9 protein-coding genes are annotated in these 9,578 nt (G+C 40.9%); 2 read left to right on the top strand and 7 right to left on the bottom strand.

The window, feature by feature from the left end; all coding sequences use genetic code 11:
* Window positions 1–338 precede the first annotated feature (338 nt).
* On the top strand, window positions 339–515 hold the full coding sequence (locus tag Q1B03_RS16920) for a hypothetical protein (RefSeq protein ID WP_299743960.1): 177 nt from the start codon (window positions 339–341) through the stop codon (window positions 513–515).
* A gap of 80 nt (window positions 516–595) precedes the next feature.
* Here the strand turns inward: Q1B03_RS16920 and Q1B03_RS16915 are convergent, their stop codons facing one another.
* Together Q1B03_RS16915 and Q1B03_RS16910 are read right to left on the bottom strand one after the other, a co-directional pair.
* On the bottom strand, window positions 596–1,096 hold the full coding sequence (locus Q1B03_RS16915; RefSeq protein WP_299743958.1) for a GNAT family N-acetyltransferase: 501 nt from the start codon (window positions 1,094–1,096) through the stop codon (window positions 596–598).
* A complete protein-coding gene (locus Q1B03_RS16910) occupies window positions 1,077–2,006 on the bottom strand; it encodes a DMT family transporter (RefSeq protein WP_299743955.1) in 930 nt (309 codons plus the stop codon). Before Q1B03_RS16910 ends, Q1B03_RS16915 begins: the two co-directional genes overlap by 20 nt.
* Window positions 2,007–2,108: 102 nt before the next feature.
* On the opposite strand from Q1B03_RS16910, the gene Q1B03_RS16905 reads away from it, so the two are divergent.
* Window positions 2,109–2,801 carry an MgtC/SapB family protein gene (locus Q1B03_RS16905; protein ID WP_113968801.1) on the top strand — a complete coding sequence of 231 codons (693 nt, stop codon included), beginning with the start codon at window positions 2,109–2,111 and terminating at the stop codon, window positions 2,799–2,801.
* A gap of 40 nt (window positions 2,802–2,841) precedes the next feature.
* Here the strand turns inward: Q1B03_RS16905 and Q1B03_RS16900 are convergent, their stop codons facing one another.
* The 5 genes from Q1B03_RS16900 to Q1B03_RS16880 all read right to left on the bottom strand — a co-directional run bounded on the left by Q1B03_RS16900 (window position 2,842) and on the right by Q1B03_RS16880 (window position 9,549).
* A complete protein-coding gene (locus tag Q1B03_RS16900) occupies window positions 2,842–3,573 on the bottom strand; it encodes an MgtC/SapB family protein (RefSeq protein ID WP_299743949.1) in 732 nt (243 codons plus the stop codon).
* A gap of 106 nt (window positions 3,574–3,679) precedes the next feature.
* Window positions 3,680–5,551, bottom strand: coding sequence for a fructose-specific PTS transporter subunit EIIC (locus Q1B03_RS16895; RefSeq protein ID WP_299743946.1), 1,872 nt, complete (start codon window positions 5,549–5,551; stop codon window positions 3,680–3,682).
* Between the two features lie 12 nt (window positions 5,552–5,563).
* Window positions 5,564–6,475, bottom strand: a complete 912-nt coding sequence (gene pfkB, locus Q1B03_RS16890; RefSeq protein WP_299743943.1) for a 1-phosphofructokinase — start codon at window positions 6,473–6,475, stop codon at window positions 5,564–5,566.
* Window positions 6,472–7,224, bottom strand: a complete 753-nt coding sequence (locus Q1B03_RS16885; RefSeq protein ID WP_299743940.1) for a DeoR/GlpR family DNA-binding transcription regulator — start codon at window positions 7,222–7,224, stop codon at window positions 6,472–6,474. Before Q1B03_RS16885 ends, pfkB begins: the two co-directional genes overlap by 4 nt.
* A gap of 345 nt (window positions 7,225–7,569) precedes the next feature.
* Window positions 7,570–9,549 (bottom strand): LTA synthase family protein, encoded by a 1,980-nt coding sequence (locus Q1B03_RS16880; RefSeq protein ID WP_299743937.1) that lies wholly within the window; start codon window positions 9,547–9,549, stop codon window positions 7,570–7,572.
* Between the last annotated feature and the right edge of the window lie 29 nt (window positions 9,550–9,578).

Raw genomic sequence — 9,578 nt, 5'->3', positions numbered from 1 at the left:
TTTGAATAGCTCTTTAAAAATAAATCTAGAATTAACGTTGACGTATTGTCTTGTTTTGTTCAGTTTTCAAGGTTCAAGGTTTGTCCACTCCGCTCTGAAGCGACTTTATTAATATAACATAACTTTTACTCTCGCGTCAACAACTTTTTTCATTTGTTTTTTCGTAATGGTGTTTGCTGCATCAGCGACGTTTATAAATATAACATGCTGTTAATGTTATTGCAATATATTTTTAAGGAAAACTTTAAAAACTTAATCAACCTCTTCTGTTGTTCTGTTTACCAGTAAACCTCCATATACATTATTACTACGCATTCCTGAAAGGAGATCTATTAATCATGCTTTCTAACGTCGCTTTATCTCTATCATTCATCATGGCTGTGTATCTGTTTGCGTATTCATATGTACAAGCTCTTAAGATAAGCGAAAGCAGTACACCTGTAAGAGGAATGACCTTCATCTTTTCAGTCGTCATGGCGTTTGTGTTTTCTGGTTTTACATACGTATTTTCTTGAGTAAAGGTTCTGTTAACGATTAGTGTTGAGCAATTTAATAAAGGAGTAAAGGAGCGTAATGAACGCTTCTTTACTCCTTTTTAATTCAGGTTCAGCAGCAAACCTTCTTCCTGGTGAGACTCACCACCAATCGTTAATACCTCTTCCTTAATGCGTGTAGGATTAAAGGCATAATAGAAATGTTTGGATGGATTCTCTTTCAACACCCAGATCCACATAGAGTTGTATCCTTGTTTTTTAAGACCTGTAGCGGCAATTTCTAAGAGCTCTTTCCCGATGCCTTTACCTTGATATTCTTCCAGAAGATAAATGGCATATAACTCCCCTTCGTACTCCCCTGAACGCTCTTTCCCAAATGAAACAAAGCCGATGATTTGCCCATCATCCAATTCACATACATACGTATGATGAGATCCGGAAAGGATTTGTACCCACTTTTGTTCTCTTTCTTCTATTGATAAAGACTGAAGATAGTTTTCTGAAACAATTCCTTTGTACGTCGTTCTCCAGCTATGGACGTGTACGTATGCTAACCCGGGTGAGTCTTGAAGGTTTGCTTTTCTAAAGCGGAAGTTCTTCATTCTTTTTCACCTCGTTGACTTTTTGGACCATCTTTTTTAATTTCCTTTCTTCTATTAAGAAGAAGGTAACGCCGATGATTATGACAAGACCTCCAACCACTTGAGTCATCATCACTTTTTCAGCTAAGAGCCAATACGCAAGGATTGATGCTCCGATTGGTTCAAATAGGATGGCCATAGAGATGGTTGAGGTGCTTAACCATTTCAGGGACCAGTTGAATAATGAATGACCTAATAGTGTCGGGATGATGGCAAGCAATAGAAAGTATACCCAATCCTCTTTCGGATACGGCCCAAGGCTTTCGGAACGCATCATGACATATAAGAATAAAACGACTGAGCTGATCGCATAGACCAAATACGTGTAGGTAATGAGGGATAGCCGCTTTCTTATCGTCTGCCCGAATAACAGGTATCCTGTTACAAGAGCGCACGCCACTAAGGCTAAAATATCTCCCCATAGCGCGCTTCCGCTTATTTTAAAATCTCCCCAGCTTATGATGACACTTCCACTAACAGCTAAAACCGCCGAGGTGATGGCTCTCCCTGTTAATTTTTCCTGAAAGAACAAGTAAGCCCCGATAAAAGCGAATAATGGCTGCAATGTGACGAGTACCGTAGAACTTGCAACCGAAGTATAATTTAAGGATTCAAACCAGAGTATGAAGTGAAAGGCCAGAAAGACCCCGGCTAAAATTGAAAACATCCAATCTCTCAGAGTAATAACTTTCAGTTCCTTCACATACTTTAAGAAAAATACAGGGGACATTAATAAAACTGTGAAAAACAACCGGTAAAAGGCCAGGACACCTGCTGGTGCACTCGATACTTTCACCAGGATGGCAGAGGTTGATACGGAGATGACTCCGATTGCGAGTATTAGATACGGATTAACCTTTGTGTCTGACATGACAAACCTCCTGATATGTATTCGTTGCTCCTATTTTATAATCAGCAGGGGTAAATTACTACATGAATATTCAGAGATAAACGTAGAACTGGAGGGGGCTTGATGGAGCTATTAGATACGACATTCATGATAAAGCTGGGTGTATCTGCGGTATTAGGGTTAATCATTGGGCTTGAGAGAGAGTTAAAGAGAAAGCCTGTAGGTTTAAAGACGTCTCTCGTTATATGTATCGTGAGCTGTTTATTAACGATTGTCTCTATTGAGTCTGCTTATATTTCGGAGGGATCGGATAAAGTAAATATCACGATGGATCCTTTGCGACTGGCAGCTCAGATTGTTTCAGGGATTGGTTTCTTAGGTGCCGGTGTCATTTTACGAAGAGGGAATGACAGTATTTCCGGGTTAACGACTGCAGCTATGATCTGGGGAGCGGCAGGAATTGGAATTGCTGTTGGAGCAGGCTTCTATATGGAAGCTACGGCTGGTGTAATCCTCTTGATTGTCTCCGTTGAAGTGGTGCCGATTATCATTACGTATTTAGGACCGAAACGATTGCGGGAAAAAGAGCTGTCATTGCGTGCTACGATATTGGAGAAAAAAGAGATCAAATCGATTATTGAACGAATTAAAGCAGAAGAAATTTCTATTGAAAATATCCGCATCAAAGACTTAAAGAATCAGCAGCACCTTTTAGAATTGAAAATCATTGTGGACTTCAGAAAAAAGACCGTAGACATATACTATACGATTTCAGAAATAGAAGGGATAAAAGATGTGGAAATTGAAAGCTTATAAACGTTAAGGAATGAGGATGCATGAACACCCTCGTTCCTTTTTATTTTTTGTGAAGCTGGAACTTTTTTACACATTCTAAATCTTGGACAACTTCCAGTACTTCATTAAACTGAAGGGCACTTGGAGTTAATATAAGAAGGGAATATTTAAAGGCCTCCACCCCCTCCATTTCATCTCCTTCTTCAATTTGGTATTGAGTGATCTCGATTCCATGCTCATGAAGTGCGTCATTTATAGACGTGATATTCCCTTTCCCCTTTTGCACGGTCAGACTAAGGAGCAGGAGCTTTTTATGCTTCACTTTCTCCTTATAAAAGCTTTCCAGGTTGTTCAAGAAAAATAACGTCACGACGATTACCAGTGTTGTAAAGATAGCTAAATAATACATCCCAATGCCGACTACCAACCCCAAGCCTGCAACAACCCAAATACTGGCGGCAGTGGTTAAACCTCTAACCGTCACGCCTCCATGGACCATAATCGTACCCGCACCAAGAAAGCCGATACCCGAAATAACATAGGAGGGAATCCGACTTGGGTCAAAACCAACCAATTGAGGGTGTTCGTCTAAAAACGGTTCGAATCCATATAGGGAAACAAGCATCAATAAACAGGAGCCGACACCCACAAGAATATGAGTGCGTAAACCAGCCGGGTGATTTTTAAATTCCCTCTCTATACCAATTAAGCCGCTCAGTAGAACGATTAACATAATACGAATAAGAGCAGTGTAAAACTCATCTGGAATCTCCAGATAATCTATCATCTCCATAGCTTTTCCCCTCTCCATCATCTACCTATACTTTTTACCTGGAACGAACCTTTTAAAACGCAAAAATCAAAAAAACCAGGTGGAATTCACCTGGTTCTTTCATGAATCATTTAATCGGCTTCTTTAATAACCCAACCATCACGGCTGTAATAACAGAGCCAATCAGTACTGCTAACAGATATAAGAACGGATTCCCTTCTACTACCGGGAAAACAAATAATCCACCGTGGGGGGCAGGTAAACCAATCCCAAAGAACATCGCTAACGCTCCTGCAACCGCAGAACCAGTCACAATTGAAGGGATGACCCGGAATGGATCGGCTGCAGCAAACGGAATCGCTCCTTCTGTAATAAAAGATGCTCCCATAAAGTATGCCGCGATACCCGCTTTTCGCTCATTATCATTGAACTTCTTCTTGAATATTGTCGTTGCCATGGCCAACCCCAGTGGCGGTACCATTCCACCCGCCATGATGGCGGCATGGGGAGCAAGGTTTCCTCCTTCAATCATGGCAATGCCGAATGTAAAGGCAGCTTTGTTGATCGGACCCCCCATGTCGACTGCCATCATTCCACCAAGAACCAGTCCGAGTAAAATCAGGTTCCCTGTTCCCAGTCCATCCAACCAGTTTTGAATCCCCGTATTCACTGCACTCAGTGGCTCCACAAGGAACTGAAGCATGATGAATCCAGTAATGAAAATCCCCAGCAACGGATAGATCAATACAGGTTTGATTCCTTCCAATGAAGGAGGGAAATTGTTTGTTAAACGCTTGATTCCGAGAACTACATAACCTGCTAAGAAACCGGCAATAATTCCACCTAAGAACCCGCTTTGACCCGTTGCAGCAATCAACCCGCCAATCATACCAGGGGCAAATCCTGGCCGGTCAGCTATACTCATGGCAATGAATCCCGCTAAGACAGGCACCATTAAGTAAAAGGCATTATCTCCGCCGATTTTCATTAGCATGGCTGCAAATTCATTATACTCAGGAGAATCAGGATTCGCTGACTGAATGCCGAATAAGAACGAGATCGCAATCAAGATCCCTCCCCCTACAACGAATGGAAGCATGTTGGAAACACCATTCATCAGATGCTTGTAAAAGCCTGACTTTTGTTTTTTCTCAGGACCAGCATGAGTCTCACCGGATCGCTCTCCACCTTTATATAGAGGCGCATCTTGTTTCATAGCCTGATTCAATAATTCTTCAGGACGCCTAATCGCTTCTGCAACAGGAACTTCAATCACGTGCTTTCCTTTAAAACGATTCATTTCCACTTTCGTATCGGCAGCTACGATTATAGCTACAGCGTTTACAATTTCTTCAGAAGTTAAGACGTTCTTCGCTCCACCGGATCCGTTCGTCTCTACTTTTAGATTTACACCAATTTCTTTCGCTTTGGCTTTCAACGCATCTGCTGCCATATACGTATGAGCAATCCCTGTAGGACATGCCGTTACAGCCAGGACCTTCCCTACGTTTGTGGAAGATTCAGCAGGAATCTCTTCCTCGTCCTCTCGATCATGAACATTAATAATCTCTAAAACTTCTTCTTTTGATGAAGCATTCACTAACGCTTTGCGGACATCGGAGTCCATCAGCATAGAGGAAAGACGGCTTAACGCTTCTAGATGTGTTTGATTGGCCCCTTCTGTTGCTGCAATCATGAAGAACAAATGAGCAGGAGCCCCATCGAGAGATTCATAGTCTACTCCATGTGCTGATTTGCCGAATGCAATGGCAGGTGATTTGACTGCCGATGTTTTCGCGTGAGGAATGGCGATGCCTTCCCCAATACCTGTTGTACTTTGTGCTTCACGATTAAGAATCGCTTGCTTAAATTCTTTAGGGTCCTTTAGCTTCCCGCTTTTATCTAATACGGAAACCAATTCGTCAATGACTCCGGTTTTTGATGTAGAAGATATATTTAGCTGAATCGTATCTTTCGTTAGTAATTCAGTAATTCTCATGTTTGTTCCCCCCTATTTTTTCGTAATCTGAATTTCTTCAAATAAGCTTTCCACTTTATCCGATGAACAAAGACCGATTGAATAAGCCGTGGCAGATCCAGCCGAGGTTCCCAAGCGGAATGCGTCCTCAATGCTCCAGCCCCTTGATAGTCCCGCAAGGAATCCGGCAACGGTTGAATCTCCTGCACCGACCGAGCTTTGCAACTTTCCACTTGGTACGGAAGAATACAATACCTCTTTACCGGTCAGTAAGAGGGCACCTTTTTCCGCCATTGAAACCATCACGTTTTCGACTCCGTAATCCTTCAACTTCTTTCCGTAGTGAACCGCATCATCAACTGACTCAATATTCACATCAAACATCTCACCCAGCTCATGGTGATTCGGTTTGATCAAGAAGGGATTCAAGGAAAGAACTGGCTGAATCAAGTTTTTCTCGGCATCGATAATCACTTTCGTTCCTTGTTCCTTACATTGTTCAGCAATCTCCTGGTAAAATGATTTAGGCACCGATCCAGGTATGCTTCCCGCCAGAACGATCATGTCTTCTTCTGTTAATGATGATATTCGCTGAAGTAACTGCTGTATATGTTCCTCGCTAATCGATGGTCCACTACCGTTGATTTCCGTTTCATCATCAGACTTAACCTTCACGTTAATCCGTGAAGCTTCTTCTACTTCGACAAATTCAGCTTTTATCTTTTCTTTATTTAAAAATTGTTTAATATACTCACCGGTAAATCCTCCTGCAAATCCAAGAGCAACACTTTCTACATTCAGTACATGTAAAACTCGGGAGACATTGATTCCTTTACCTCCGGGAAAAGCACTTTCTTTCTCACTTCGGTTTAGACCTCCTTTTTGAAAGGAGTCAAGTTCCATAATGTAATCCACAGAAGGGTTCAGTGTTAAGGTATAGATCATGGTGTCACAACCTTTATCGTAGTTTGTTTCATTATTGCTGTGTCATGTTCGTCATCCAGTGCGTTCGTTATAATCATGGCTTTATCGAGATCCACAATTTTGCTGAATGCAATTTCTCCAAACTTGGAGTCATCCGTTAAGAACATGGCTTCTCTTGATAATTCAATGGCCATGCGCTTTACTTGAGCCTCCTCGGGGTCCGGAGTCGTGAATCCATATTGAGCATGAACCCCGTTCGCACCCATAAATGCTTTATCAAATCGATACTGGCGTAAGGATTCAACCGCTCCACTCCCGACCATCGCTCTTGTGACAGGCTTTACATATCCACCGATCATATACGTTTTAAATCCTTTTTGGATGAGTGTATCCACATGGGTCAACCCATTCGTTACAACCACAATATCCATCTGCGGAAGGTGGTCGATGAGACTCAATGTTGTCGTGCCTGCATCCAAAAAGATGCAATCCCCCTCTTCTACGAGGGAAGCAGCATACTGACCGATGGACTGCTTTTCATGAAAGCTTTTGGATGATTTTTCAGAAACGCTCAATTCCTTCAATTTCCCTTGAAGCCTTGCAGCTCCACCGTGGATACGTTTCAGAAATTTCTCTTGCTCGAGCTGTGTTAAGTCCCGGCGGATCGTTGACTCAGAAGCGTTCGTAACATCCACAATCTCTTGGATTTTTATCGTATCTTTCTCCTTCAATAAGTCTAAGATGATTCCATGTCGTTCCTCCGTTAACATAGCATTCTCCTACTTTCTCCGTTTTTTGTTACTCTCATTATAATGAGAACGTTTACAAAAATCAATCATTTTTAATCAAAAGTAATCATTTTCTATCATAAATCATTCAAAATCAATCAAACGTTTCTTTATTTATTCTTCTGTTGAATTTCTTCCATTATTCAACTGTTAAATTCGAGCCATTATTCGTCTGTCAAATCCATGCCGATATTTGCCTGTCAAACCCTAACGATTCATTCAACGGTTGAATTCGCCCCCTTCAAAACCCCAACAACCCAACCTTCAAAAAAAACAAGCTCCACCTCACCGAAATCGGTGGATGGAGCTTGCTTAAAGTTACATATTTTATTCGTGATTTTCTTCATTTGAAGCTTCAGGATCTTCTGAGCTTTTTGGATTAGGATTATTATACTGATAATCTGAACGATCTATCGGTTTGTATCCTTGAGGTTTATAGAAGCGAAGTAAATCTTCATAAACCACTTTATCGGAAAGCTCTAAACGTTTGTTCGCTTCCTTACTTGCTTCTTCACATGCCTTATTTCCTTCTTCTACAGGTTGACCTGTTTCGTTATCGTAGCAGACTCCTTTAATTTCAGAGTACTTATCTGTAATGACATCTCCATTACGGAAAGGTACGATTTGCTTGCGCTCTTCAGAAAGCAGGTCCTGACCAAAGCTTAGATAATCTTTTGTCTCTACTCCCAGAAGGTGCATAATCGTAGGGCGAAGATCAATCTGTCCACCGTACGTATGGTTAACTCCACCTTCTGCACCAGAGTTTAGAATCAACAATGGTACTCGTTGCAGCTGAGCACTTTCATAGTTATCCACTTCTTTACCTAATACCTCGGACATCGCCTTATTATGGTTATCAGAAATTCCATAGTGATCACCATAAAGAACGATCATCGTATCTTCATATAAACCTTTTTCTTTCAAATCATTCACAAAGTCTTCCAGTACTTGATCCATGTAGTGAGACGTTTGGAAATATCGATCTACTACACCGTTACCTGTTTCACCCTGAGGGAAATTAGCATCTTCCTCATGGCGGTCAAACGGGAAGTGATTGGATAATGTAATGAATTTTGTGTAGAACGGTTGTTTTAAACTTTCCAGCATCGGAATTGATTCTTCAAAGAACGGCTTATCCTTTAAACCATATGGAAGCTGTTCTTCTGGATTACTCATATCATAATACGTTGCATCGAAGAACTCGTCATAGCCCATAGAACGATACATCTCAGAACGGTTCCAGAATGTTTTATAGTTACCGTGGAATACCGCTGAAGTATATCCTTCTCCCTTTAGAATCGAAGGAGCTGATTGATACGTGTTGTTAGCATGTGTCATGAATACAGCACCTTGAGGAAGTGGGAATAGTGAGTTTTCAATAATAAACTCAGAATCGGATGTTTTCCCCTGACCTGTTTGATGGAAGAAGTTATCGAAGTACATCGCTTCTTCACTGTCCACCAAAGAGTTCAAGAATGGTGTAACTTCCTCTCCATTTAGCTCTCTGCCAATCATAAATGTCTGCAGTGATTCCATGGAGATGTAGATAACGTTTTTCCCTTTTGCTTTACCAAAGTATTCAGGATTTGGTTCTACTTTATTTGCTTTTACGTAATTTTCAACTTCTGAAACTTCATTACTGTCGGCCAAAGCTCGTTTAGCAGACGTTTTGGAGTTTTGAACAATATCATAAATCGTAAAGTTGTGAGTTCCAAGATACTTCACTAGATAGTTACGGTCAAAACTGCGAGTCAATAATTCAGGACGATCAATGTTCGCTAAGCCTAAATTCAATAAGAACACAAGGACTGCAGATGTCATGACCGCGAACACTGAACGGAAACGCAATTTCTCCTGTGGCTTCACTTTCTTAAGAACCATCAATCCAATGATAATGAATAGATCCAGGAAATACAGAATATCTAATGGACTGATTAATTCAAGTGCACTGCCACCAAGACCGTTATTCGTTTTTGCCTGTAAAATAACAGGCACTGTAATAAAGTCATTAAAGAATCGGTAGTACACGACGTTCGCGTATAGAACGAAGGACATTAACAAATTAATAACGATAAACGCAATATATCTCCCTTTGCCCTTCCAGAATAATGCGAAGGCAAAGAATAATAGGGCAGAACTTAATGGGTTAAAAAATAAAAGAAAATGCTGAAGCGCATTTTGTATTCCCAGGTTAAATTCAGCTAAATATACGGCATAAGTCTTAATCCAAAATAGTATAACGACTGTAAAGAAGAACGATAACTTCCCAGTACGCATATCATCAAACTGTCTTTTTAAGAAGTTCATGCTTCATCACCTTTTTTATTAGTATTTAT

The organism is uncultured Rossellomorea sp., assembly GCF_947488365.1.
Classification (GTDB): Bacteria; Bacillota; Bacilli; order Bacillales; family Bacillaceae_B; genus Rossellomorea.
The sequence above is the reverse complement of the archived record's forward strand: the minus strand, read 5'-3'. Positions and strand labels throughout refer to the sequence as shown.